The 22,964-nt window shown below is 68.2% G+C and carries 26 protein-coding genes; 12 read left to right on the top strand and 14 right to left on the bottom strand.

Annotated elements, in window-relative coordinates:
• Positions 1 to 108 precede the first annotated feature (108 nt).
• The 3 genes from AB0E24_RS38865 to AB0E24_RS38855 form a co-directional block, all read right to left on the bottom strand.
• Complete coding sequence (locus AB0E24_RS38865) at positions 109 to 558, bottom strand: MarR family winged helix-turn-helix transcriptional regulator (RefSeq protein ID WP_069867363.1); 450 nt, start codon at positions 556 to 558, stop codon at positions 109 to 111.
• 71 nt (positions 559 to 629) lie between these two features.
• Complete coding sequence (locus AB0E24_RS38860; RefSeq protein WP_359384314.1) at positions 630 to 2,813, bottom strand: alpha-galactosidase; 2,184 nt, start codon at positions 2,811 to 2,813, stop codon at positions 630 to 632.
• A 155-nt stretch (positions 2,814 to 2,968) separates the two neighbouring features.
• On the bottom strand, positions 2,969 to 3,607 hold the full coding sequence (locus AB0E24_RS38855; protein WP_359384312.1) for an aldo/keto reductase: 639 nt from the start codon (positions 3,605 to 3,607) through the stop codon (positions 2,969 to 2,971).
• Here AB0E24_RS38855 and AB0E24_RS38850 point away from each other — a divergent pair.
• Complete coding sequence (locus AB0E24_RS38850) at positions 3,606 to 4,061, top strand: TetR/AcrR family transcriptional regulator (protein WP_359384310.1); 456 nt, start codon at positions 3,606 to 3,608, stop codon at positions 4,059 to 4,061. The genes AB0E24_RS38855 and AB0E24_RS38850 overlap by 2 nt on opposite strands.
• 44 nt (positions 4,062 to 4,105) lie before the next feature.
• Here AB0E24_RS38850 and AB0E24_RS38845 read toward each other — a convergent pair whose 3' ends face one another.
• Positions 4,106 to 4,456, bottom strand: a complete 351-nt coding sequence (locus tag AB0E24_RS38845) for a hypothetical protein (RefSeq protein WP_359384308.1) — start codon at positions 4,454 to 4,456, stop codon at positions 4,106 to 4,108.
• Between the two features lie 142 nt (positions 4,457 to 4,598).
• Between AB0E24_RS38845 and AB0E24_RS38840 the strand changes: the two genes are divergently transcribed.
• From AB0E24_RS38840 to AB0E24_RS38825, 4 genes are all read left to right on the top strand, one after another.
• A complete protein-coding gene (locus AB0E24_RS38840; protein ID WP_359384306.1) occupies positions 4,599 to 5,156 on the top strand; it encodes a helix-turn-helix transcriptional regulator in 558 nt (185 codons plus the stop codon).
• A 171-nt stretch (positions 5,157 to 5,327) separates the two neighbouring features.
• The gene (locus AB0E24_RS46090) at positions 5,328 to 5,699 is read left to right on the top strand and encodes a response regulator transcription factor (RefSeq protein ID WP_435865371.1); all 372 of its coding nucleotides are present in this window, start codon (positions 5,328 to 5,330) and stop codon (positions 5,697 to 5,699) included.
• Positions 5,700 to 5,856: 157 nt separating this feature from the next.
• The gene (locus tag AB0E24_RS38830) at positions 5,857 to 5,991 is read left to right on the top strand and encodes a hypothetical protein (protein ID WP_359384304.1); all 135 of its coding nucleotides are present in this window, start codon (positions 5,857 to 5,859) and stop codon (positions 5,989 to 5,991) included.
• Between the two features lie 26 nt (positions 5,992 to 6,017).
• Positions 6,018 to 6,485 carry a MarR family winged helix-turn-helix transcriptional regulator gene (locus tag AB0E24_RS38825; protein WP_283882768.1) on the top strand — a complete coding sequence of 156 codons (468 nt, stop codon included), beginning with the start codon at positions 6,018 to 6,020 and terminating at the stop codon, positions 6,483 to 6,485.
• A gap of 89 nt (positions 6,486 to 6,574) precedes the next feature.
• On the opposite strand, the gene AB0E24_RS38820 is transcribed toward AB0E24_RS38825, so the two are convergent.
• The 5 genes from AB0E24_RS38820 to AB0E24_RS38800 all read right to left on the bottom strand — a co-directional run bounded on the left by AB0E24_RS38820 (position 6,575) and on the right by AB0E24_RS38800 (position 11,183).
• Positions 6,575 to 7,063: a carboxymuconolactone decarboxylase family protein gene (locus AB0E24_RS38820; RefSeq protein ID WP_359384302.1), complete on the bottom strand. Its 489-nt coding sequence runs from the start codon at positions 7,061 to 7,063 to the stop codon at positions 6,575 to 6,577.
• A gap of 278 nt (positions 7,064 to 7,341) precedes the next feature.
• Entirely contained in the window at positions 7,342 to 9,081 is a 1,740-nt protein-coding gene (locus AB0E24_RS38815; RefSeq protein WP_347234334.1) for a pyruvate dehydrogenase, read from the bottom strand.
• 211 nt (positions 9,082 to 9,292) lie between these two features.
• On the bottom strand, positions 9,293 to 10,255 hold the full coding sequence (locus AB0E24_RS38810; RefSeq protein ID WP_359384300.1) for a pirin family protein: 963 nt from the start codon (positions 10,253 to 10,255) through the stop codon (positions 9,293 to 9,295).
• 194 nt (positions 10,256 to 10,449) lie between these two features.
• Positions 10,450 to 10,755: a GNAT family N-acetyltransferase gene (locus tag AB0E24_RS38805; protein WP_359384298.1), complete on the bottom strand. Its 306-nt coding sequence runs from the start codon at positions 10,753 to 10,755 to the stop codon at positions 10,450 to 10,452.
• 119 nt (positions 10,756 to 10,874) lie between these two features.
• Positions 10,875 to 11,183, bottom strand: a complete 309-nt coding sequence (locus tag AB0E24_RS38800) for a GNAT family N-acetyltransferase (RefSeq protein WP_079259795.1) — start codon at positions 11,181 to 11,183, stop codon at positions 10,875 to 10,877.
• 324 nt (positions 11,184 to 11,507) lie between these two features.
• Between AB0E24_RS38800 and AB0E24_RS38795 the strand changes: the two genes are divergently transcribed.
• A complete protein-coding gene (locus tag AB0E24_RS38795; RefSeq protein ID WP_069867373.1) occupies positions 11,508 to 11,975 on the top strand; it encodes a MarR family winged helix-turn-helix transcriptional regulator in 468 nt (155 codons plus the stop codon).
• A 241-nt stretch (positions 11,976 to 12,216) separates the two neighbouring features.
• Here AB0E24_RS38795 and AB0E24_RS38790 read toward each other — a convergent pair whose 3' ends face one another.
• Positions 12,217 to 13,494 (bottom strand): serine hydrolase domain-containing protein, encoded by a 1,278-nt coding sequence (locus tag AB0E24_RS38790; RefSeq protein ID WP_359384296.1) that lies wholly within the window; start codon positions 13,492 to 13,494, stop codon positions 12,217 to 12,219.
• Positions 13,495 to 13,915: 421 nt separating this feature from the next.
• Here AB0E24_RS38790 and AB0E24_RS38785 point away from each other — a divergent pair, with 421 nt between their 5' ends.
• The 4 genes from AB0E24_RS38785 to AB0E24_RS38770 all read left to right on the top strand — a co-directional run bounded on the left by AB0E24_RS38785 (position 13,916) and on the right by AB0E24_RS38770 (position 17,988).
• Positions 13,916 to 14,986, top strand: a complete 1,071-nt coding sequence (locus tag AB0E24_RS38785; RefSeq protein WP_359384331.1) for an LLM class flavin-dependent oxidoreductase — start codon at positions 13,916 to 13,918, stop codon at positions 14,984 to 14,986.
• Complete coding sequence (locus AB0E24_RS38780) at positions 14,983 to 15,651, top strand: NADPH-dependent F420 reductase (RefSeq protein ID WP_359150395.1); 669 nt, start codon at positions 14,983 to 14,985, stop codon at positions 15,649 to 15,651. Before AB0E24_RS38785 ends, AB0E24_RS38780 begins: the two co-directional genes overlap by 4 nt.
• 49 nt (positions 15,652 to 15,700) lie before the next feature.
• Entirely contained in the window at positions 15,701 to 17,008 is a 1,308-nt protein-coding gene (locus AB0E24_RS38775; RefSeq protein ID WP_102936700.1) for a glutaminase, read from the top strand.
• A 137-nt stretch (positions 17,009 to 17,145) separates the two neighbouring features.
• Entirely contained in the window at positions 17,146 to 17,988 is an 843-nt protein-coding gene (locus AB0E24_RS38770) for an alpha/beta fold hydrolase (protein ID WP_174885422.1), read from the top strand.
• Between the two features lie 443 nt (positions 17,989 to 18,431).
• Here the strand turns inward: AB0E24_RS38770 and AB0E24_RS38765 are convergent, their stop codons facing one another.
• Together AB0E24_RS38765 and AB0E24_RS38760 are read right to left on the bottom strand one after the other, a co-directional pair.
• On the bottom strand, positions 18,432 to 19,088 hold the full coding sequence (locus tag AB0E24_RS38765; RefSeq protein WP_079259790.1) for a hydrolase: 657 nt from the start codon (positions 19,086 to 19,088) through the stop codon (positions 18,432 to 18,434).
• Between the two features lie 269 nt (positions 19,089 to 19,357).
• On the bottom strand, positions 19,358 to 20,110 hold the full coding sequence (locus AB0E24_RS38760) for an SDR family NAD(P)-dependent oxidoreductase (protein ID WP_100805515.1): 753 nt from the start codon (positions 20,108 to 20,110) through the stop codon (positions 19,358 to 19,360).
• A 113-nt stretch (positions 20,111 to 20,223) separates the two neighbouring features.
• On the opposite strand from AB0E24_RS38760, the gene AB0E24_RS38755 reads away from it, so the two are divergent.
• The gene (locus AB0E24_RS38755) at positions 20,224 to 21,183 is read left to right on the top strand and encodes an AraC family transcriptional regulator (RefSeq protein WP_359384294.1); all 960 of its coding nucleotides are present in this window, start codon (positions 20,224 to 20,226) and stop codon (positions 21,181 to 21,183) included.
• 143 nt (positions 21,184 to 21,326) lie between these two features.
• Positions 21,327 to 21,734 carry a CoA-binding protein gene (locus tag AB0E24_RS38750; RefSeq protein WP_359384292.1) on the top strand — a complete coding sequence of 136 codons (408 nt, stop codon included), beginning with the start codon at positions 21,327 to 21,329 and terminating at the stop codon, positions 21,732 to 21,734.
• Positions 21,735 to 21,764: 30 nt separating this feature from the next.
• On the opposite strand, the gene AB0E24_RS38745 is transcribed toward AB0E24_RS38750, so the two are convergent.
• On the bottom strand, positions 21,765 to 22,319 hold the full coding sequence (locus tag AB0E24_RS38745) for a YbaK/EbsC family protein (RefSeq protein WP_167459962.1): 555 nt from the start codon (positions 22,317 to 22,319) through the stop codon (positions 21,765 to 21,767).
• A 55-nt stretch (positions 22,320 to 22,374) separates the two neighbouring features.
• The gene (locus AB0E24_RS38740; protein WP_069867383.1) at positions 22,375 to 22,947 is read right to left on the bottom strand and encodes a helix-turn-helix domain-containing protein; all 573 of its coding nucleotides are present in this window, start codon (positions 22,945 to 22,947) and stop codon (positions 22,375 to 22,377) included.
• Positions 22,948 to 22,964 lie beyond the last annotated feature (17 nt).

The following is a 22,964-nucleotide window of genomic DNA, read 5'->3' as shown; positions in this document are numbered from 1 at the left end:
GCCCCGAGGTCCATCGCGTCCTGGCCGAGAAGGTCTTCCCGCACCAGGCGTACGTCATCGACACCGACGAACCGTGGGTGCCGGGCACGACGGCCTGCGACCGTCCCGTCAGATGTCGATGTCCGCGATGCGGTTCATGATGGCCGCGGCCTTCAGCAGGGTCTCGCGCTCGTCCGCCCGCAGCTGAGCTTCGATCGCCCCGCCGAGCCAGGCCACCCGCGCGGCCGGGATGGTTTCGATCAGTGCCCGCCCCTCCGAAGTGGCGTGGATGAGCGTCTTACGGCCGTCGCTGGGGTCCTTGGTGGTGCTGACCAGACCCGCGGTGCGAAGGGCCACGAGCGTCTCGGCCATCGACTGGCGGCGCACATGCTCGGCCTGCGCCAACTCGCTTGCCGTGGCGGGGCCCTCCTTGACGATCCGGCTCAGCGTGGTCAGCTGCGACCAGGCCCACTGCCTGTCGTCCGGCGCCGACTCGGTGCGCAGCCGCGCCCGCAGCCGGGTCATCGCCGTCATCAACTGGGCGGCGGCCTCGGCTGCGGGCCGCGGGTCACTCGTCATCCGTCCACCCTACCCGGTACGCAGGCTGCCTGCCGTTACGCGCCCGGGAGGGGTGGCACCCGGCCCCTGCCTCAGTCCTGGCGGTGGACCTCGATGAGGAGCGCCTGGCCGGGGTTGAGGGTGGGCATGGGCAGACCGGCGGTGGCCAGGACGGCGCCGGGCAGGGTGAGCCAGCCCTCCACCGCGGCCGTCAGCCACGGCGGCGGTGCGGCCTGCTGGAAGGAGGGCAGGCCGAGGTCGGTGCGGACGCGGAGCCGGTAGCGGGCGTCCGGGCGCAGCCCGGGCAGAGGAGTGCGGCCGGATTGGCCTTCGGCGGAGGTGGACACCCGCGCCCAGCAGTACAGCGCCCGTGAGCCATCGTGGGCCACGACCCCGTGCAGCAGCCGGGCCTCGTCCTCGAGGTCGGCCCGGACGGTACGGCCGGTGTGGAGCAGCGGGCGCAGTTCGCGGTAGAGGGCGCTCCAGGCGGTCAGCCTGGCCAGTTCCGCCTCCGAGCACTCGGTGAGGTCCTGCTCGATGCCCGCGTGTCCGAACAGGGCGGTGATCGTGCGGAAGGTGTCGGAGGTGACGCGTCCGGTGGTGTGGTTGCGCTCGGCGCCCACATGGCTGCCGACGAGTTCGGGCGGGAGGAGCTGAACGGTCCAGCTCTGGATCGCCTGCCGTTCCACGGGGTCGTTGCAGTCCGAGGCCCACACCCGGTCGGTGCGCAGCAGTACGCCCAGGTCGACGCGGCCGCCGCCACTCGCACAGCTCTCGATCTCCAGCCCGGGGTGGCGCTGTTTGACCGCGTCCAGCAGCCGGTACAGCGCCTCGACCTGAGCGTGGGCCGCGGGCCGGTCACCCGGAGCGTGCACGGCTTCGTGGAGTTCGCGGTTGTGGTCCCACTTGAGGTAGGCGAGGTCGTAGCTTCCGACGAGCGCGTCCAGGGATTTGAGCAGATAGGCGAAGACGTCGGGGCGGGAGAGGTCCAGGACGTACTGATGGCGTGCGGTCGGGCCGAGGCCGGCGGCGGGGCCCAGAATCCAGTCGGGGTGGGTACGGGCCAGTCGGGAGTCGGGGTTGACCATCTCCGGCTCGACCCAGAGCCCGAAGTCCATGCCCAGCGCCCGGACGTGGTCGGCGAGCGGGCCGAGGCCGTCGGGCCAGACGGCCGGGTCCACGAGCCAGTCGCCGAGCCCGGCGGTGTCGGCGCGGCGGCCGCTGAACCAGCCGTCGTCGAGTACGAAACGCTCGACCCCCACCGCGGCGGCCCGGTCGGCCAGGGCCAGCAACCGGCCGAGGTCATGGTCGAAGTACACCGCCTCCCAGCTGTTGAGGACGAGGGGGCGGGGGCCGCGCGGGTGCTGGGGCCGCGCGCGAAGGTGGCCGTGGAAGCGGTCGGCGATGCCGTCCAGGCCATCGGCCGACCATGCGAAGTGGCAGCGCGGGGTGCGGTACGTGTCACCGGGCGCCAGGCGGATCTCGCCCGCCCGCAGCAGCTCACCGCCGCCGAGGGCGGAGGCGTGCACCCCCGCCCCCTCCGGGAGTTGCTCGACGAGATAGCGCTGATCGCCGCTCCACGCCACATGCGTGGCCCACACCTCACCGGTGCGGTATCCGAATCCCGGTACGCCCACCGCCAGCAGATAGGGGGAGTCGGCCCCGGGTTTACCGCGGCGCACATCGCGGGAGTGGACGCCGTGGCTCAGCGGGCGACGCTGGGGCGAGCGCTCCCGGCTCCACTTTCCGGTGAAGTCCAGGACCTCGGTGGCCCGCCGTGGCAGGGGCAGCAGCGTCAGGGCCCCGGCCAGGTCGTACGGCGTCGGATCGGCGCTCTCCCCGCGGGAGATGACGGCGTCGGCGGTGAGTATCCCCTGGGCGTCCAGGGCGTAGGTGAGCGTGATGTCCAGCCCGGACGCCGGTTCGGCCAGCCGCACCCGCAGTTCGCCACCGCCGGCGGGGTCCGCCCGGTGGGTGGCCTCCGTCATGGCCGGACGCGGCGCGGTGGCGGTGCCGCCCAGGTGGCCGTGGTGGGCCGGGGTGCCGGACCAGCCGTCCGCCTCGGTGGGCCAGAGGGTGAAACGGCGCGGGACGTCAAGGGAGTTGTTGAGTGTCGCGGCTTCGGCGGTCAGGCTCAGTGCCGTCAGGTCCACGGGGCTCAGTTCGCCCAGGTCGGCTCCCCAGTGCAGGACCCTGGGGACGGGTTCGGTGAGTTCCACGGCGAAGCAGGTGCCGGCCGCGCGCAGGCTGACGATCCGCGCGGGGGTTGCGGGCATACGGCCTCATTTCGGGGAGGGCGGCTGGACGCGCCGGTACGGACCGCGCCCATGGGCCTGGCGTAAACGGTCCTCCCCCATGGCGGCCGCGAGGAATCCCCGCGAGCCGGGACATGAAGGCCCCGGGCCCGCGGCCGCCTCCGCGGGGCCCTTGCTCAGCGGTGGCTCCGAGCGGGGGACGTGGGCCGGTCCAGGACCGCTTTCGACTCGTCGACCAGTTCCGTCAGGCGCGCCACCTCGGTGCCGGTCAGTCGTCCGGCGACCTCGGAGGCTGCGACGTTGGACCGGAGGTGATCGGTGCTGCTCGTGCCCGGGATGACGACTATGGCGGGCGAGCGGCACAGCAGCCAGGCCAGTGCGATCTGGGCCGGTGTGGCACCCAGGCGCTCTGCGGGGCCGGTCAGCTCGTGGTAGTCGCTCAGCCGCCCGGCGGCCAGCGGGAAGTAGGGGATGAAGAGGATGCCCTGGGCCTCGCAGTCGGCGAGGAGCTGGACACCACTGCGGTCAAGCAGGTTGAAACGGTTCTGTACCGCCGCGATGGGAGTCATCCGCCGGGCGCGGGCCAGTATCCGCGGGGACGCGCCCGACAGGCCGATGCGGCGGATCAGCCCCTGGTCGCGCAGCTCGATGAGGGCGCCGAGCGACTCCTCCAGCGGGACGTCCTGGTACGCGCCGGGGGTGTCGCCGACGAGCCGGAGGTAGGTCAGCTCGCTCGTTTCCGTCCCCATGTCGGCCAGGGCCTCGTGGACCTGCCGCCGGACCGTCTCGGGGCGGCCGTCGACGATCCAGGACATGCGCCGCGGATGGGACATGCACGTCGACTTCGGCCTGAAGCACCCCGCGTTCTATCTGCTGATGTACGGCACCGACCGCCCCGGCCGCCGCCCGCCCGCCGCGCGGGCGGCCCGGGAACTCCTCATGACGTTCCTGGACCGCGCCGCCGCCGACGGCCGCCTACGGGTGCCGCCCGCCCTCGCCGCCCACCTCACCCTGGCGGCGGTCACCGGGGTCACGCTCCCCCTGATCGGCGCCCCAGAGAGCGACCGCGACCCGGAGGTCTCAACACGTATGCGGGAAGCGCTCATCGACACTCTGACCACCGATGCCGGCCCGGCCCCGGACGCCACCCTCGCCACTCGCGCCCTCGCGCTCGATGCCACCCTCGGCGACGCGGATCCGGCCACGGTCCCGCTCCGCCCCGTTGAAACGGCACTCCTGCGCGACTGGCTCCGGCAGCTCGCCCACTAGGGCCTGTCCGACGATCGCTCTCGCGGCGAGCCGGGATGAGCGTTTCAGTCTCCCTGTGACCACGCGGCTGACGGGAGTGACAGGTAAATCCCGAAGTCGCGGAGTCCGGTTACGGTCCTGATGTCCTCGTGAAGCCTGTCCACGCGTTGCTGGCGGTTGGCGGCCCTGCTCTCGAACCACTTGGACTTCACCTCGATCACCACGTCCAAGCCGCCGCGGTCCAAGGGACCCAGCCTCCGGAAGCGGATCTCCACATCCCCCGGCCGCAAGGCCCCGTCATACGGTTCCTCGGGGCACTCCACCGCCTTGGACACCAAGTGCGGCAGCACCGAACCCAGTTCGCGGAGCTGCGATTCGGCGACACCCGGAGCGTAGGTCACTTCCACAAGCGGCATCGGGCCACTGTAGGACGTCCAGGTTCCATCCGGCGGATCACGAGGCCCTCAGCAGAGACGGTCGGGGCGAGCACGGCGCCTGTTTGGCTCGTCCGGGCCTCCCGACGCCCTGGTCGCCCGGCGGTTGCCGGGCCGGGAGGGCATGGGCAGCCTGCTCGTGGGGTTCCTCCTTCACCTCACCCGCAGCAGCGACTCCTTCCGGAGCTCGGACGCCTCGCGCCTGGAGACGGTCCTGCTCGATCTGGTCGCGGCATTGTTCGCCCACGAGATCGACGCCGAGGACGCACTGCCGTCCGAAACCGGTCGACAGGTACTCGCGTTGCGGGTCCGGGCCTTCATCGACTCGCACTTACACGATCCGGAGCTGACCCCGACCGCCATCGCCGCCGCCCATCACATCTCCGTGAGCTATCTGCACCGGATCTTCCAGGAAGAGGCCCCGACGTACGGAGGGCCGACGACGGTCATGGGCCACGTCCGCGAACGGCGCCTGGAGCGCGCCCGCCGTGATCTCGCCGATCCGGCGCTGCGGACCCGGCCGATCCACGAGATCGCACACCGCTGGGGCTTCACCCACCAGACCAGCTTCACCCGTGCCTTCCGCGCCAGGTATCACATGCCACCGGCCGAATACCGGCGTACCCGTGATGCCGCAAGGTCCGCCCCCAGGCTCATGCACTCGCCACCGACGGCGGCATGATCGGCCACGACGCGCGGCGGCCCGCTGCCGCGCCTCCGCTGGTGCACCGCGACCCGGGCCGGGCGGAGCAGGAGCTGCGCGAGATCTACTCGCTTGTCAGCGACACCATCACCCAGACCAAGGAGCTCGTCTACGCACAGCGCCGACTCAACCTCCCCGCTGAGCTGGAGAATGCGAAGAACCTGTTCGAGGCCGCCGGCATCAAGGTACATATCCGCCGCGTCGCGTGCACGGACAGTCGCGCGGGCGAGCTGCTCGGCCAGGTCCTGCGCGAGACAACGACCAACATCCTGCGGCACGCCCAGGCCCGGGAAGTCCGGATCACGTTGTCCGAGTCAGGCATCAGCATCGTCAACGACGGCGTACCGGACAAGCCGCTCTCAGAACTCAGCGGTCTCGCCGTTCTCGAACAACGCGATCGCGGGTCAGCCCCAACTCGCCGAGGACACCGTCCGCAACTACCTGTCCAATGCGATGCGGAAGACCCAGACCCAGACCCGGCACGAAGCGGCGCGGTACGCCCGCGAACACGACTGGCTGTGACCGCACTCGGCTGAGCCAGGCGCATGGCCGGACGCACTGCGCCACTCAGATGACTTTCGCAGCGATCATGGCCAATCCCGCCCAACAAGTTGATTCATCAACTGGAATGCGCTTCAGTTGATGCGTCAATAATCTCTCCTTGGGCAGGAGTAATGGCATGAGTGAGAAGAAGGTCATCGCGGTCGCCGGAGCCACCTGTGCGCGGGGACGCGCGACGAGCGTGGTGACCCTCAAACGGGTCCGGGCGGGGAGAGGGCGCGCATGCGATGTGCGCCCCACACATATGTGGTGAACCCTCAACTAGGTTGCAATTGCCTCATGGAGCCGACGGTGTGGTGGTTGACGACAGAGGAACAGCATGCGTGGCAGAGCTTCGTCCGCATGCATGACAGGCTCATGGACCGATTGTCTCGCTTGTTGCAGACGGACTGCAATGTGTCGCCTGCGGACTTCGCCGTACTGGTCGAGCTGACGGACGCACCGGACGGGCGGCGGCGGTTTCTGGACATTGCCAGGGCGTTGAGGTGGGAAAAGAGCCGGTTGTCCCATCACATCGCCCGGATGGTGAAGCGTGGGCAGGTGGTGCGGGACGAGTGTCCCGAGGACGGCCGTGGCGCGTTCGTGGTGATCACAGACAAGGGGCGAGCGATGATCGAAGCCGCCACTCCGCGCCATGTGGAGGCGGTGCGTGAGCTCTTCCTTGACAACGTCACGCCGTCGGAGCTGCGGTTGCTGGCTCGGATCTCCGAGCGCGTGGAGGAGAAGCTGGACGAGGAACCATCCTGACCGCAGTGGCCGCAGAGGGTACTCGACTCGTCAACCGAGTCTCCGCTGCGGCTACGCCGAAGGCCGGCGGTGTGGCGGGCCGACCGCCTCTACTTGTCGTGAAGCGGCGGTACCGGATGCTTGCTCATGACCGACACGCGATTGAACGCGTTGATGGTGACCGCCACCCAGATCGCGGCCGAGATCTGGTCCTCGGAGAGAACCTGCCGGGCGGCCTCGTAGGCGGATGTCTGGAGCGCGGCGTTCACCGGATCGGTTGTGGCCTCGGCCAGCGCCAAGGCGGCGCGCTCCGAGGGAGTGAACAGGCCGGTGTCCCGCCATGCGCTCAGGGTTCCGAGTCTCTGCGGTGATTCACCGGCACGCAGGGCCGCTCTGGTATGCACGTCGAGGCAGTAGGCGCAGCCGTTGAGTTGCGATACGCGGAGGTTGATCAGTTCCACGGTGGTGCGGTCGAGCCCGGCCTCGGAGGCTGTTGCTCGGACCGTCTCCGAGACCTGCACCAGGGCATGGAACGCCTTGGGGCTCTGTTTGTCGATGAAGATCCTGCGGGACGGGGAGCTGTGGGTGCGGTCGCTCACGTCGGGGGCTCCTTCGGGCCACGCTCACGGTGGCCTGTGTTCGTACGGGTGCTGTGGCCATCGGCCTGTCTCCGTGACATCGTAGTTGATGCGACAACCAGATTGTGCGGGAGGTGCCCCCGGTGAGCGACGAGTCCCCTACCCACCGGTGACGATCCGGACGGCCTCACACCGTCGCGCGCATAGACGGCGCGGTCGGCTTCGACCCCGTCATGGCCGGCCCCCCGGCGGAGGGGATACGCCCGCACCGAGTGCCTGTGCGGTACGTCCGGCTCGCCTCAGGGGCGGGGAACGTTACGCAGGTTGGCACGGGCAAGGTCGAGCATCTTGCCGACGCCCCCGTCGAGCACTGTCCGGCCCGCGGCGAAGGCGAATCCCTTGATCTGGGCGGCCGAGATGTGCGGCGGGATCGACAGCGCGTTGGGGTCGGTCACCAGGTCGACCAGGAACGGTCCGTCGTGGGCGAGCGCCCGCTTGAGTCCCTCGACGACATCCCCGGGGCGCTCGATGCGGATCGCCTCGATGCCCGCGCCGCGGGCGATCGCCGCGTAGTCCACCGGCTCGTGGTCGGTCTCGTGCTCGGGCAGCCCCTCGACCAGCATCTCCAACTTCACCATGCCCAGGGAGGAGTTGTTGAAGACGATCGTCTTCACCGGCAGATCGTGCAGCTTCACCGTGAGCAACTCGCCCATCAGCATGCCCAGTCCACCGTCACCCGACATCGATATCACCTGGCGGCCGGCGTAAGCGAACTGCGCGCCGATGGCGTGCGGCAGCGCGTTGGCCATCGTGCCGTGCAGGAACGAACCGATCACCCGGCGCCGCCCATTGGGGGTCAGATAACGCGCCGCCCACACGTTGGACATACCGGTGTCCACGGTGAACACAGCGTCGTCGGCCGCGAGTTCGTCCAGAACCGAGGCCGCGTACTCAGGGTGGATCGGGATGTGCCGCTCGACGTCGTGGGTGTAGGCGGAGACCACCGTCTCCAGCGACTTGGCATGCTTGTGCAGCATCCGGTCCAGATAGGTACGGCCCCGCTTCGCCTCGACCAACGGCAGCACGGCCCGCAGCGTCTCCCGGACGTCGCCGTGCACCCCGAGTTCCAGCACAGTACGACGGCCGAGGCGGCCCGCGTCGTGGTCGATCTGCACGGTCCGTGCCTGCGGCAGGAAGTCGTTGTACGGGAAGTCGGTGCCGAGCAGGACGACCAGGTCGGCCTCGTGCATTGCGTCGAAGCAGGCGCCGTAGCCCAGTAGACCGCTCATGCCCACGTCGTACGGGTTGTCGAACTGGATCCACTCCTTGCCCCGCAGGGTGTGCCCGATGGGAGCGGCAGCCTTCTCGGCGAGCGCCATGACCTCGGCGTGCGCGTCCCGCACTCCCGCACCGCAGAACAGCATCACCTTCCGTGCCGCGTTCACCTTCTCGGCCAGCGCGCGAACCTGCGTGTCCGGCGCGACGACCCGGCCGCGCTCAGTGACCAGGTCGCTGCTTCCCGTCGGGTGAGTCGCCTCGTCGTGCGCGACATCGCCCGGTATCACCAGGACTGACACCGCGCCGTTGCCAAGAGCCCGCTGCATGGCGATCCGCAGAACCCGGGGCATCTGCCCGGGGGTGCTGATCATCTCGCAGTAGTCGCTGCACTCCGTGAACAGCCTCTCCGGGTGGGTCTCCTGGAAGAAGCCGGTGCCGATCTGGTGGGACGGGATGTGCGAGGCGAGTGCCAGCACGGGCGCACCGGAGCGGTGCGCGTCGTACAACCCCTGGATCAGATGCGTGTTTCCGGGGCCACAGCTTCCGGCGCACACCGCGAGCTTGCCGGTCAGCTGTGCCTCCGCTGCCGCGGCGAAGGCGGCGGCCTCCTCGTTCCGTACATGCACCCACTCGATGCCGTCGGTACGGCGCACCGCGTCGACCACCGAGTTCAGGCTGTCACCCACCACGCCATAGATCCGCTCCACGCCCGCCTGGCGCAGGATGTCCACCATCTGCTGGGCCACGGTCAGATTCCGCATCGCCGGACTTCTCCCCTCGGGCCGCACACCCGCCCCATGTCTCAGGCGATTCTCGACAGCCTCGATATAGTTGATACGTCTACCATAAGGGCATGGGCGCCAGGGCTCGCCACCCACACACGGGGCGGTAGGCACTCCATCGGCTGCCGTCCCTACGCGCGGGTTACGGGACCGGTGAACGGTCAGAGCCCGGTCCGCGCGGCCGCGGACGTCAGCGAGTACGGCCGCGAGGCTTGAGCGGGGTCACCGGCAAGGCGGGCGCGGGCAGCGGCGCGCCGTCGTAGCCGTTCACCGTTCCGAAGCGGTCACCGGACGTCCACGCCTCGCGTCCCTGGGCGATCTCCTCCTGCGTTCGTCCGATGAGGTTCCACCACATGATGATCTTCTCCTCGAACGGCTCTCCGCCAAGCAGCAGCAGCCCCGAGTCGCTCAGGGCGCGCAGCGGCAGCTCGGAACGTCCGGAGCCCAGATAGAGCATGGAGCCGGGGTCGAGAGGCACCCCGTCGACCTCGGTGGCCCCGGACATCGTCAGCACGGCGTACTCGAAGTCCGGCTCCAGGGGCAGCCGTACGTTTGCGCCTTCGGCGAGTGCGAGGTCGGCGCCGACGAGAGGTGTGTACGTCGTGCCCGGCGAGACCGCGCCGTCCAGTCCGCCCAGGACGACGGTGGCCTTCAGGCCCGGGGCCGTGACGACGGGCAGGTCGGTGTGGTGCTCGAAGGCGGGCGCGGTGTGCCGGTGAGCCTCGGGCAACGCGACCCACAGCTGGGCGCCGTGGAGCAGGCGGGGGTGCGACACGGTGCTCTGCTCGGCGTGCGCGATGCCCCGTCCCGACGTCATCAGGCCGAGCTGGCGAGGGCGCAGGGTCTGCACGCATCCAACGCTGTCCCGGTGCAGAACCTCGCCCTCGTGCAGCCAGCTCACCGTTTGCAGGCCCATGTGCGGGTGCGGTGGCACCTGCATGCCCGGCTCGTCGGCGATGTCATCGGGGCCGTAGTGGTCGACGAAGCACCAGGCGCCCACCATCCGCCGCCCCAGATTCGGCAGCAGTCTACGGACGACCGTGGCGCCCAGGCTCGCCTCGCGCGGGTTCAGCAGTTCCCTGACGGGCCGCCCGGACACGTCGGCCCGGCCCCCGCACTCACGGAGACCGGGCTGGAGGTCGAGGTCACTCATGACGACTGCATCCTTTCTGTGGCGGCGGGCCGCGGTAAGGGTTGTGCCGCGCCGAGCGTTCGGGCGCGGGCGGGATGGGCGTTTCACCGTGTGCCACCCGCGTTACAGGGGTCCGGTCGGCGATCTCCAACAGGGCCATTGCTTGCGCTGGGCATCGGACATCTCGATCCGCTCCGTCTCCGGCACGGCCCGCCTCACAGCCCGAACCGCGCCCGCTGCCCCTGCGGCACCAGGTCGGTGTACTCCGGGTGCTTGCCGATCCAGCCACGGATGAAGGGGCAGAAGGGAAGCACTCCGAGCCCTTGTTCCCTGGCCGCATCGAGGGCCGCACGGGCGAGTACGCCACCGAGACCTCGGCCCTCGAACCGCGGGTCGATCTCCGTATGAATGAAGGCGATCTCGTCCCGGTACCGGTGATATTCGGCAAAGCCGGCGAGCTCGTCGTCGTCGAAGACCTCGAAACGCGATCGTCCGGGGTAGTCCGCCACACGAGGTTCCATCGCTCCTCCTCGGGATGGTCGCTGCGTCGTAGTTCCTCCGCACGAGGAGGAGACTTCCACGGCAAGCCAACCACCGACTTGGTTGACCAGTCAACTGACGCCGACCGCGTCGGAGCTCTTCAGTCACTGACCTTGCTGCGGGACTGGTACAGCAGGTCCTGGTACTCGGGGTGCCGGCTGATCCAGCCCGCGAAGAAGGGACAGGTGGCCAGCACTCGCAGATTCGCGGCGCGTGCCTCGTCAAGGGCGGTGCGGGCCAGCGCGGACCCGACTCCCGCGCCCTCGTACTCCGCCTCGACCTCGGTGTGCACGAACGCGACGAGTTCCGTCGTGCGGATGTATTCCGCGACGCCCGCCACCTTGGACTCTCCATCGACGCGGGCCTCGTAGCGCTTCGCCTCGGGCACGTCGATCACTTCGACCGTCATATGTCCTCCTCCTGGGCCTGATCCCGCTCAACTCGGCAGAATCCCGTCAGCCAGGGCATCAGCCTAACCCCATCAGGTTGACGCATCAACTTAACCTTCGGCAAGCAGGCGACTCGTACCACTCGCCCTTGATTCCGAACCGGACGGCTTCGGCACGTTCTTCACCCGTCCGACGGACACCGATCCCGGCGTCTTCCGGCTCGCACACCAGGGCGGCGGGCCCTGAACCGAGGCGCCCCGGGCACGATGGACGCGGCCTCGCCGAGGGTGCATCGCCGCCACCGCGAGTAGATGAGCTGTCAACGATTTCGTTAGACTGACCCCATGGACGCACCGCCACGCTGGCTCAACCGGGAAGAGAAGGCCGCCTGGGACAGCTTCATCCGTATGCAGGAGACGCTCATCGGACGGCTGTCCCGCCGCATACAGGCCGACTCCGGAATGTCCGCCTCCGACTACATCGTACTCGTCAGCCTCACCGAAAGAGGCGGCGGGCGGATGCGCTTCTTGGATCTGGCCAAACTCGTGGAGTGGGAGAAGAGCCGAATGTCCCACCAGGTCACGCGGATGGCGAAACGCGGGCTCGTGGCCAGGGAGGAATGCCCCGACGACGGACGCGGAGCATTCATCGTCGCCACCCCGGCCGGCTACAAGGCGATCGAAGAGGCCGCACCCCCGCACGTCGAGCACGTCCGCCGCCTCTTCATCGATGCCCTGACCCCGAACCAGCTCAGCACACTCGGCCGGCTCTCCAAGCGTGTCCTGGACCACATGGAGAAGCAGCCGGACTGACCGGGCGAAGAACGCGACTGCCTGGATCACGAGAGGTCAGCCCTGCGCCGGCCCGAAGGGACGCCCTGGCGCGCGGGGCCGCCAACAACGAGGGCTTCCCTCCCCTCCCACGCCAGGGCTGAAAGGGCGCAGGGCTGGCTGAGCTTTCATCCTTCAGAGCCACCGTTTCGGCGTGACCGTCAGGGGCGAGCCCCGCACCATGCACAATGTTTGCGCAAGTCTTCTGAGACGTGGAACACACTCAAGTGCTCCGCGAATCAGAGGCCAGAACGCCCGAGGCCGGGTCGGGCCGCTGAGGCCGCTCGCCGAGGACCCGCGCGAAGAGCGCCTCCCGCAGGGCCACTTCACGAGGATCGTCCCAAAGCCGGAAGCCAGTGCGGTTCATCGCGTACGCGAAGCCCGTACCGGTATCCGGGTCTGCGAAGGCGAATGACCCGCCCAGGCCCATCGTCCCGAAGGCCCGGTCCGACTCGGAGCCGAACCTGAACGCCGGGAACGGCTTGACGTACCCCAGGGAGAACCTCGTCTCGACGCGCAGCACCTCGTCGAACAGCCCGTTCGTCGGAGGCGGGGCAGCGACGCGCAACGCGTCCATCGTGGCATCGGTGAGACCCAGGGCGGCGCCGCCGGTCGCCACCTCGCCGTAGAGCTTGGCGATCGACCGCACCTGGCCGACGCCGTTGGCCGCCGGAACCTCCGCGGCCTGCACATCCGGCCGGTTGAAGTTCTCCACGGTGCCCAGCACCCGCGGATTGCCGAACGCTCTGGCGGTCAGGCTCCGCGGATTCACGTATGCCCGGACGAATGATGCCGGCATCGCGCTCAGGTGCAGCATCATCTCCCAGGAGCGAAATCCGTGGATACGGGCGACCCGATCGCGGTCAGTGTCCTGCGGCAGGCCGAAGTGGAAGTCGAGGCCGAGCGGCGCCGCGACCTCGTCGGCGAAAAACCGGCCGATACGACGTTTCCCAGGGTCGATCCGGCTGATGAGCTCGCTCTCGTACCAGCCCAACGACTGGCCGTGGTAGCCGTGCCGGGTGCCCGGCTCCCATGCCGGACGCTGCTCGGCAAGAGCCGTGGCGAGGGTGCGGGAGCCAGTCAGGTCGCCGAGCCGGAGTGGCCGGTCGATCACCGCCAGCCCTGCCTGATGGGCGAGCAGCTGACGGACGGTCACATCACCCTTACCGACGGCGGCGAACTCGGGCCAATAGGCCGCCACACGTTCATCGTGGTCGAGCAGACCACGTGCGTGCAGCACCGCGAGCGCCACTGCTGCCACACCCTTGGACGTCGAGAACACCGGCACCATCGTTTCCGCCTCCCAGGGGAGACGGTTTCGGCCGTCCCGGTAGCCGCCCCAGAGGTCCACGACCTTCCGCCCGCCGCGGTAGACGACGCAGGCAGCGCCGATCTCGTTACGTACGGCGAAGTTCTCGCGAAAGGCGTCGGCCACTGCGCCATAGCCTTCATCCACGTCACCGCGAACCATGCGGCCTGGTACATCGAGCTTGAAGACCACCGCTTTCCCTTCATTTCGCGGCTCCCACCCTGGTGCCTGGGGTGACCTACTGGTGTGGATTGCAGGCGTCGCAGCCGCATGCCCAGGACTGAGCTTGGAGTTGGCCACGCAGGCGTTGTTGGTGACCCGGCCGGCCGTCTCGGAAATCGCCGCGCACCGAGTAGGCCCGGTAGAGCACCTGATCAGAGGCGGACTGCCGTCAAACGTGCAGCTGGACCCGCCACGCCACCATCTAGTTGACATGTAAACCATAGGACTGTCATGGTTTACATGTCAACTAGATCGGCGGAGGTGGTGTGGCGCGGGACCTGACCGGCGGGGAACTCGCGCAGGTCGCCCGGGACGGACGTCCCGCCCGGTCGTCACGAACCATGCACCGCCACACCCCGACGCAACGAAAGCGTTGAGCAAAGTGAACACGATGGATGTTTCGCAAATCGAGTTCGGTATCGACAGCTTCGGAGACCGGCCCCGAAACGACCAGGGCGTGATCGTCTCGCATGCGCAGGCGATCCGCGCCGCGGTGACCGAAGCGGTCCTTGCCGACCAGGTCGGTATCGACGTTGTTGCGTTGGGCGAGCACCACCGGCCCGAGTACGCGATCTCCAGCCCTGAGACAGTACTGGCGGGCATCGCGACAGCCACGAAGCGCATCCGGCTCGCCTCGGGCGTGACAGTGCTGTCCTCGGACGACCCGGTGCGAGTGTTCCAGCGGTTCGCCACGGTCGATGCGCTCTCCAACGGCCGCGCCGAGGTGATCCTCGGACGCGGTTCCTTCACCGAGTCGTTCCCCCTGTTCGGGTACGACCTCAAGGACTACGAGGTGCTGTTCGAGGAGAAGATCGACCTTTTCCATCGGCTCCTGGACGAGAGGCCGGTCACCTGGGAAGGCACCACTCGCGCCGCCCTGCACCATGCGGACGTGTACCCGAAGACGGATTCGGGACGTCTCAACACCTGGGTAGGGGTTGGCGGAACACCGCAGTCCGTGCTCCGCACCGCTCAATATGGCTTCCGGCTCATGCTGGCAATCATCGGCGGCGCCCCCGACCGGTTCGCTCCCTACGTGGATCTGTACCGGCGCGCCAGCCAGGAGTTCGGCACGACCGCACAGCCGGTCGGGACGCATTCGCCCGGCTTCGTCGCCTCCACTGACGAAGAGGCCAAGGAGCTCTTCTACCCCGGGTACAAGGAGATCCGCGACCGGATCGGGGGGCAGCGCGGCTGGCCGCCGCTCCGCCGGGAGGAGTTCAACGCCGAAGTGGATCGCGGGTCCCTGTATGTCGGCTCGGTGGAGACGGTCGCGACCAAGATCGCCCACGCCATCCGGGTGCTGAACGCGGGCCGGTTCGACTTGATCTACTCCGCCGCCGGCACCGTTTCCGCCTCCGCACGTCTACGCTCGGTCGAGCTGTACGGCACCCAAGTCATCCCTCGGGTCCGCGAGCTTCTGGCCGAGCAGCCCGCGGCCACGGCGGGAGCGACGCGATGACCAACCCTGTCACCACTATCGGGATCCTGGGAGCCGGGAAAGTCGGCACCGTCCTGGCGCGCCTGGCGGTCGCCGCCGGCTATCGAGTCCTGATCTCCGGGTCCGGTGACCCATCCAAGATCGCGCTTACCGCCACAATCCTCACCCCCGGAGCGACCGCCGTGTGGCCTGCCCAGGCCGCGGATGCCGCCGACGTGGTGGTCCTGGCGCTCCCGCTCGGCAAATACCGCGACCTCCCCGTTCCGAAGCTGGAAGGAAAGCTGGTCATCGACGCGATGAACCACTGGTGGGAGGTCGATGGTCCCCGCGACGCGATCCTCCCGCCCGACGCCTCTTCGAGCGAAGTCGTTCAGCGGTTCCTGACGGGCGCGCGTGTCGTGAAAGCCCTCAACCACATGGGCTACCACGACCTCGAAGACGGGGCTCGTCCAGCCGGCGGCCTCGGACGCAAGGCCATCGCGATCGCCGGTGACTCGCCCGAGGATCTCGTCGTCGTGTCTGCGCTGATCGACGCTCTCGGATTCGACCCACTCACCATCGGCGACCTCGCAGCGGGCGTCCGGCTCGAGCCCGGCACTCCCGCCTTCGGAGCCAATGTCGAAGCCGACCGGCTTCGCGTGCTTACCGCCGCCCGTGCTCCGACAAGACCTTTTGAGCACTCGTAGCGGACAAAGTCTCGGCAACCCGAAGATTGCAATTGCGCATGGAGGACGAATGCGGCCGATCATTCCCGACTATCTGGCCGAGGTACTGAGAGATGTGGAGTCGGACACGTCCGGGGAGCTGGCGGGATACATCCCTGAACTCGCAGCAGCGGACCCCGAGCGCCTTGGTGCGGCCTTTGCCATGATTGACGGAGAGGTCTATGGTGCCGGTGACATCGATATCGAGTTCACAATCCAATCGATCTCCAAGCCGTTCATATATGCGTTGGCGCTGTCTGATCGCGGGTTCGACCCTGTGCTCGCCAAAGTCGGTGTCGAGCCGTCCGGAGAGGCGTTCAACGAGATCTCTCTCGAAAGCGATACGGGGCGCCCTCTCAATCCCATGATCAACGCTGGCGCGATCACCGTACACTCACTGGCCGGCACGGAGGACCTGAACCCGACAGAGCGTGTGGAACGCGTACTCCACGGCCTCTCGGCGTTTGCCGGTCGTCGACTGAAGATGGATGAGGCGGTATGTGCGTCAGAGATGGAGCACGCGCACCGCAACCTCGTCATCGCACACATGCTCCGCAGTCACAACGTCCTCACCAAGGACCCTAGGGCCATCGTGGACGGCTACACCCGCCAGTGTTCCGTGCTCGTCACCACGCGAGATCTGGCCATGATGGCCGCCACGTTGGCCAACCGTGGGACAAACCCTCTCTCGGGTGAGCAGGTGGTGCCGGAACCGGTGGTGCGTCAGGTGCTGAGCGTCATGTTCAGCTGTGGAATGTATGACGCCGCTGGTGACTGGGCGACCCAAGTCGGTATTCCGGCAAAGAGCGGGGTGGCCGGAGGTCTGATCGGGGCGCTCCCCGGACAGATCGGCATTGCCACGTTCTCACCACGACTGGATGGTCACGGGAACAGCGTTCGCGGGGTGTCACTGTTCGAACGATTCTCTTCAGACATGGGTCTGCATGTGATGGAGGTTCCCGCGGCGGCGCGTGCCGTCGTGCGGTCCCACCATGTCGTTGGCAGCGGACCGAACGCGCTCCGGGTCCTGCAACTGCAAGGTGGCATCGGCTTCGCCGGAGCCGAGAGAGTTGTTCAGGAAGCCATGGACATTTCGCCTTCGGAAGTCAGGGTGGCTTTGGACCTGACAAGGGTCTATTCGATCGACGACGTGGCACGGCGCGTGCTGCTGGAGGTCGCACGCCGACTGACGCTGAATGGCCACGAGGTCTACCTCGTCGACCCAGAATCGATCATGCCCGATCCCGATCCCGGCGATGGTGGCCGAGTCACAGTCGTGGACAACGTGGACCACGCCGACCTACACGCCGCGATCGCGGGAGGAGGTCGGGACGGTTGAACGCGCATGGTGGAATTCGCGCCCCACCACAGGCCGATGCGGAACGGCGAGACCTCTGACCCGCCTCCGACAACACACAGTTTCCACATACAGATATGGGCCGATGTCCGTTTCGTCAGCCAGAAGGGAAAGAAATCATGGGTTACATCACCGTCGGCACGGAGAACAGTACGCCGGTCGAGCTCTACTACGAGGATCAGGGTTCCGGGCAGCCGGTCGTCCTGATCCACGGCTACCCACTGAACGGGCACAGCTGGGAACGTCAGACGCGCGAGCTGTTGGCCCAGGGCTATCGGGTCATCACCTATGACCGTCGTGGCTTCGGCCAGTCGTCGAAGGTGAACTCCGGTTACGACTACGACACCTTCGCCGCTGACCTGAACACGGTCCTTGAGACCCTCGACCTCCAGGATGTCGTTCTTGTCGGTTTCTCGATGGGCACCGGGGAACTCGCCCGCTACGTGAGTCGCTACGGTCATGAGCGTGTCGCGAAGCTCGCCTTCCTCGCCTCGCTCGAGCCGTTTCTCGTCGCCCGCGACGACAACCCCGACGGGGTGCCGCAGGAGGTCTTCGACGGCATCGCCGCGACCGCGAAGGCGGATCGGTACGCCTGGTACAAGCAGTTCTACGCGGACTTCTACAACCTCGACGAGAACCTCGGCACCCGTATCAGCGAAGAGGTCGTGACCGGTAGCTGGAACGTCGCGATCCGCAGCGCTCCGGTTGCTGCGTACGCTGTGGTACCGGCATGGATCGAGGACTTCCGCGCCGACGTCGAGGCGGTCCGCGCGAGCGGCAAGCCCGCACTGATCCTGCACGGAACGAAGGACAACATCCTCCCCATCGACGCCACTGGGCGCCGATTCCACAAGGCACTCCCCGAGGCCGACTACGTCGAGGTCGAAGGAGCGCCGCACGGCCTGCTCTGGACCCACGCCGACGAGGTCAACACCGCGCTGCGCGACTTCCTCTCGAAGTGACGATGGATGACCGGCGGTTCCCCTGACGGCTTCTCATGACGCGGAACCGCGTCTTCGCCGCCGACGAGGGGCGTATGTGGCGCCGAACTGATGTTGAGGCCGACGAACGGGCCGCCGGAATCTCCGGCGGCCCGTTCTCGAAAGGCTGTTATTGACCTCCGTCACTCGGTGGTGAGAGCTTCCGCGTAAGGGAAGATGAGCTTGCCGGAAGAAGATTCCGGTGGGGACACGACGATCCGCCTCGACCCGTTCCGGAATTGACCGACCTCATGGCCGGACACTCCCTGGAACTGGACCTGCAACACACGAGAAGGCCGCCCCGGCCGTTGACGTCCTGACGCCAGATTTCATGGGCCAGACGGGCCGACCGGCCGTTGTCCCCGAGGGAACCGGTTAACGACAGGCAGTACCCGATACGAATCGGTGCCGGGGCGGCGGCGATGTCAGACCTCGTTCCCGGTGGGCGTGGCCAGGAGCTGCGTCTCCCAGGCGTAGGCCACACCGCTGGCACCGCCGTGCTGCGCCAGGACCTCGACGATGCCCGGCACGGTCTTCTCACGGGCCCAGTCGCGCTGCCACTCGGACATCACGGCGAGCCAGGTGATCGGGGTCACGCCCGCCTGGACCATGCGCCGCACCGCCATGTCATGGGCCTCCTTCGAGGCACCGCCCGACGCGTCGGTGACGACGAAGACTTCGAAGCCCTCGCCCGCCGCCTGTATCGCCGGCATGGCCACACAGACCTCCGTCCAGAGGCCGGCGATGATCAGTTTCTTGCGTCCTGTCGCCTTGACGGCATCCACGACGCGCTCGTCCTGCCAGGTGTTGACGAAGGTCCTGTTGATCGGCTTCTGCTCCGGGAACACATCCTGGAGACCCTGGAGAAGAAGGCCACCGCGCTCCTCCAGAACGGTGGTCAGAATGGTCGGAACGTCGAACACCTTGGCGGCCTTGGCGAGCCCGACGGCGTTGTTGATGACCATCGTCGGCTCGTGGCTGTGCAGGTTGGCGACCTGGAACGGCTGGTGGTCGATGAGGGCGAGCACGCTCTCCTCGGGCGTCAGCAGCGCGCCGAGTCCGGCCTTGTTCTCAGTACTCACGAGATTCCCCTTCAGGAACTTTGCGTCCGCGGGTCTCCGGCAGTGCACCGACATCTCGATGCCCCGCAGTGAGGCAGATACGGGATGGCCGGCCTGGCGACCCCAAACCATTTGGTTGACGCGTCACCTACGTTAGATGCCCGGTGATTGACGCGTCAACTAGCGTCGTTCTTGGGGGTTCAGGCGAGCTGGTCAGGCGTGACCATCGGCGTCCGTGAGACGCAACTGGGCTGCGAGGTCGGGGCACTTCGGACCATCAGCCATCCTGCTCAGATCTGGTTCGTGCCACCGTCGACGTAGATGTTCGCGCCGACGACGTAGCTGCTCTGTTCCGAGGCCAGGAAGGCCACGACCGCGGCGGCCTCCTCGGGCTGACCCATGCGGCCCTTGGCCACGGTCGCGGCGACATTCTCCTTGACGGCCCGGGCAGTCTCCTCGTCACCGAAAGCGGCGGTGCCCCCGGGAGTCTCGATCCATGCCGGCGAGACCACGTTGACCCGGATGCCACGGCCCTTGAGCTCGTTGGACCACGTCCGCGCGAAGGACCGGACGGCCGCCTTCGACGCCGCGTACGCGCCGAACGCCTCTACTCCACGGTCACCGGCCGTCGAACCAACCAGGACGACCGAGGCTCCGTCGTTGAGCAGCGGCAACGCCTTCTGCACGGTGAACAGCGTGCCTCGGACGTTGACCGCGAAGGTCTGGTCGAAGTGCTCCTCGGTGGTCTGTTCCAGCGTCACGAACGCACCGACCGCCGCGTTCGCCACGAGCACGTCCAAACCCCTGCCTCGCGCCCGGACCGCCTCGTAGAGCCGGTCCAGGTCCTCCGGCTTCGCGATGTCGCCGACGACCGCGGTGGCCCGGTCCGCTCCGATGGTCTTGACGGCGGCCTCCAGTTCGGCCTCGCGTCGGCCGGTGACGAACACGTACGCGCCCTCGTCCGCCAGCCGTACGGCGGTGGCCAGACCGATACCGGTGCTGCCCCCGGTGACCACCGACGTCTTGCCTTCCAGCTGTCCCATGTGGGTGTCTCCATCATTTTCTCGATGCCGATCCGTTCGACGTCGAGAGTGCGACAGCTCGGGGACACTATCCACAATAGATAGTCCGGCATCCTTTACGTATCGTCCAGGAGGTGTCGTCGGTGCTCGGCTTTCGGGATCCAGTGGCTGACGCGATCGGCCTGCTCAGGCCCCGCACGGTGATCGGGCCCAGTCTCCGGGCCGCGGGAGAGTGGGCTTTGCGCTTCGACGCGTTCTTGCACGTGCGGATCGGGGGCCTCGTGCGCGGCACATGCTGGTTGATCCTCGATGGGCATGAGCCGGTGCTTCTGCGGGAGGGTGACACCTTCATGCTGGGCAACCCCCCTCCTTACGTGCTGGCCAGCACGCTCGACGCAAGCCCGCGCCCCGCGGCGCCGGTGTGGGCCGGTGCCCAGGACGAGCTCGTGCGGATCGGCTCGGAGTCCGAGGAAGACCTCTACCTCTGCGTCGGGCACATCGCGTTCGACGACCAGAACGCGGCCCTCCTGACCGATCTTCTGCCGCCGCTCGTGACCGTCCGCGTGGACGATCCTCATGGCAGGCGGCTCGCGCAGCTGATCGATCTCCTGGCCACCGAGGTCGGGATCGCCGCCGCCGGCGGCCCGCTGGTGCAGAACCACCTCGCACAGATCCTGCTCGTGCACATGCTGCGTGCTCACGCCAGTCAGACAGACCGGCCCACCGGCTGGCTGGGCGCCCTGAACGAGGACGGCATCGGTGCCGCCCTGCGTGCGGTGCACGCGGACGTGGCCCACCCCTGGAACCTCAAGGAGCTCGCCGAGATCAGCCATATGTCGCGTTCGGCGTTCGCCCACTCCTTCAAGAACCACGTCGGGGTCCCGCCGTTGGAGTACCTGATCCAATGGCGCATGAGTCTCGCCCGCGACGCCCTCGCCCGCGACACTCTGTCGATCTCCGAGCTCGCACGGGCCACGGGCTACCTGTCCGAGAGCGCGTTCAGCACCGCGTTCCGCCGCGTGGTCGGCTCATCGCCCGCACAGTTCCGGAACCAGGCACGGCTGCCACCACGCTCGGCCGCGAACGGAAGCTGAAGAAGGCGTTCTGTGCTCAGCCGCGCCGCTCACCCTGGCGGCGAAGTGTCGCCGTCGACGCGGACCGCGCCTCGATGGGAATCCCTGGAATCTGATGCTCGTTGTGGCGGACAGGTTGTCTGTCGCACCCGCAGGAGGCAAGCATGTACGGCGACGCGGAGACGGTCCGCAAGATCCTCACCGAGGTGGGCGACACCTGGGCCGTCGTGGGCCTGTCGTCCAACCAGCAGCGCGCGGCATACGGCGTCGCCGACGTCCTCCAGCACTTCGGCAAGCGCATCGTGCCCGTGCACCCGAAGGCCGAGACGGTGCACGGCGAGCGGGGGTACGGCTCGCTCGCCGAGATCCCCTTCCCGATCGATGTGGTCGATGTCTTCGTCAACAGCGACCTGGCGGGCCCGGTCGCGGACGAGGCCGTGGCCATCGGCGCCAAGGCCGTCTGGTTCCAGCTCGGCGTCATCGACCCGGCCGCCTACGAGCGCACCCGCGCCGCCGGACTCGCCATGGTGATGGACCGCTGCCCGGCGATCGAGATCCCCCGGCTGGGCTGAGCCACCGCCGGGACCGGGAGCGCGGCCGGTTCAGGCGCCGAGGCCCTCCAGGACGGCCGCGCCCGGCAGTCCGGCGAGCAGCTTGCCCGGGACGATGAGCTTGCCGCGCCGGCCGCCGCTGCCGATGAGCGCGTAGGGGATGTCGGCCACGGCGGCGTCCACCAGGAGCGGCCAGGCGGCGGGCAGGCCGATCGGGGTGATACCGCCGAATTCCATGCCGCTCTCGCCCGTGGCCATGTCCATCGGGGCGAACGACGCCTTGCGCGCGCCGAGATGGCGGCGGACCACGCCGTTGACGTCCACGCGGGTGTGGGCCAGGACCAGACAGGCGGCCAGGGTGGTCTCACCGCCCCGTTTGCCCGCGACCACCACACAGTTGGCGGACTGCTCCAGCAGCCAGGAGCCGTAGTTCTCGACGAGTACGGCGGTGTCGGCCTTGTCCGGGTCCGTGTCCACGAACAGCACCCGCTCCACCGGCTCCGAGCCACGCCAGGCGCGCAGGGCGTCGGCGACGGGGGCGGTCAGCAGGTCAAGGCACTCGACGGCGGGGCGGACCTCGTCGAAGGCATCCATCGGCGTACTCATGCCGCCAAACTAGCAGTCGGGCGGGGTGCGAGGGGCCGAGCCGGGTCCGGCGGACTCAGCGCGCGGGCGGTACCGAGACCGCCATGGTCATCTCCACCGGCACCGTCCCGTCGTTGCGGTAGGAGTGCGGGGTGTTCGCCTCGAACCCCGCGGAGGTACCGGCCGGGACGGGGTGTGTCTCACCGCCGATGACCAGGGTGAGCTCACCCGTCGTCACATGGATCAGCTCGACCGTGCCGGACGGATGCGGATCGGAAACGCTCTCGTCGCCGGGCATCAGCCGCCACTCCCACAGCTCCAGCGGACCGTCCGCCTCGGTGCCGACGAGCAGTGCGGTGTAGCTGCCCGCCTCGGTGGACCACATCCGCACCGCCTGGTCGGGAGGGACGATGGTCACCCGCGGCCCCTGCTCGTAGTCGAGCAGGGTGGTGATGCTCACGCCGAGCGCGTCGGCGAGCTTGACCGTGGTGCCGACGCTCGGATTCGTACGGGCCTGCTCAATCTGGATGATCATGCCCCGGCTGACCCCGGAGCGGGCCGCGAGGGCGTCGAGGGTGAAGCCGCGTTCATTGCGCCACCGTTTGAGGTTGCGGCCGAGCGACTGCGTGAGCTGATCGAGGTCCGTCACGATCCGTTCCGTTCAAA

It is taken from the genome of Streptomyces malaysiensis subsp. malaysiensis (genome assembly GCF_040653035.1).
In the GTDB taxonomy this organism is placed as follows: Bacteria; Actinomycetota; Actinomycetes; order Streptomycetales; family Streptomycetaceae; genus Streptomyces; species Streptomyces malaysiensis.
The sequence above is the reverse complement of the archived record's forward strand: the minus strand, read 5'-3'. Positions and strand labels throughout refer to the sequence as shown.

What these genes read in the sequence shown, in the direction of transcription:
- AB0E24_RS38825 (WP_283882768.1), top strand. Translation starts at nt 6,018, where the DNA reads ATGGAGCCGACGGTGTGGTGGTTGACGACAGAGGAACAGCATGCGTGG.
- AB0E24_RS38810 (WP_359384300.1), bottom strand. Translation starts at nt 10,255, where the DNA reads ATGAGTGACCTCGACCTCCAGCCCGGTCTCCGTGAGTGCGGGGGCCGG.
- AB0E24_RS38785 (WP_359384331.1), top strand. Translation starts at nt 13,916, where the DNA reads ATGGATGTTTCGCAAATCGAGTTCGGTATCGACAGCTTCGGAGACCGG.
- AB0E24_RS38770 (WP_174885422.1), top strand. Translation starts at nt 17,146, where the DNA reads ATGGGTTACATCACCGTCGGCACGGAGAACAGTACGCCGGTCGAGCTC.
- AB0E24_RS38865 (WP_069867363.1), bottom strand. Translation starts at nt 558, where the DNA reads ATGACGAGTGACCCGCGGCCCGCAGCCGAGGCCGCCGCCCAGTTGATG.
- AB0E24_RS38775 (WP_102936700.1), top strand. Translation starts at nt 15,701, where the DNA reads ATGCGGCCGATCATTCCCGACTATCTGGCCGAGGTACTGAGAGATGTG.
- AB0E24_RS38830 (WP_359384304.1), top strand. Translation starts at nt 5,857, where the DNA reads ATGAGTGAGAAGAAGGTCATCGCGGTCGCCGGAGCCACCTGTGCGCGG.
- AB0E24_RS38815 (WP_347234334.1), bottom strand. Translation starts at nt 9,081, where the DNA reads ATGCGGAATCTGACCGTGGCCCAGCAGATGGTGGACATCCTGCGCCAG.
- AB0E24_RS38845 (WP_359384308.1), bottom strand. Translation starts at nt 4,456, where the DNA reads ATGCCGCTTGTGGAAGTGACCTACGCTCCGGGTGTCGCCGAATCGCAG.
- AB0E24_RS38805 (WP_359384298.1), bottom strand. Translation starts at nt 10,755, where the DNA reads ATGGAACCTCGTGTGGCGGACTACCCCGGACGATCGCGTTTCGAGGTC.
- AB0E24_RS38780 (WP_359150395.1), top strand. Translation starts at nt 14,983, where the DNA reads ATGACCAACCCTGTCACCACTATCGGGATCCTGGGAGCCGGGAAAGTC.
- AB0E24_RS38750 (WP_359384292.1), top strand. Translation starts at nt 21,327, where the DNA reads ATGTACGGCGACGCGGAGACGGTCCGCAAGATCCTCACCGAGGTGGGC.
- AB0E24_RS38795 (WP_069867373.1), top strand. Translation starts at nt 11,508, where the DNA reads ATGGACGCACCGCCACGCTGGCTCAACCGGGAAGAGAAGGCCGCCTGG.
- AB0E24_RS38860 (WP_359384314.1), bottom strand. Translation starts at nt 2,813, where the DNA reads ATGCCCGCAACCCCCGCGCGGATCGTCAGCCTGCGCGCGGCCGGCACC.
- AB0E24_RS38800 (WP_079259795.1), bottom strand. Translation starts at nt 11,183, where the DNA reads ATGACGGTCGAAGTGATCGACGTGCCCGAGGCGAAGCGCTACGAGGCC.
- AB0E24_RS38840 (WP_359384306.1), top strand. Translation starts at nt 4,599, where the DNA reads ATGGGCAGCCTGCTCGTGGGGTTCCTCCTTCACCTCACCCGCAGCAGC.
- AB0E24_RS38855 (WP_359384312.1), bottom strand. Translation starts at nt 3,607, where the DNA reads ATGTCCTGGATCGTCGACGGCCGCCCCGAGACGGTCCGGCGGCAGGTC.
- AB0E24_RS38745 (WP_167459962.1), bottom strand. Translation starts at nt 22,319, where the DNA reads ATGAGTACGCCGATGGATGCCTTCGACGAGGTCCGCCCCGCCGTCGAG.
- AB0E24_RS46090 (WP_435865371.1), top strand. Translation starts at nt 5,328, where the DNA reads ATGCGAAGAACCTGTTCGAGGCCGCCGGCATCAAGGTACATATCCGCC.
- AB0E24_RS38760 (WP_100805515.1), bottom strand. Translation starts at nt 20,110, where the DNA reads ATGGGACAGCTGGAAGGCAAGACGTCGGTGGTCACCGGGGGCAGCACC.
- AB0E24_RS38850 (WP_359384310.1), top strand. Translation starts at nt 3,606, where the DNA reads ATGCGCCGCGGATGGGACATGCACGTCGACTTCGGCCTGAAGCACCCC.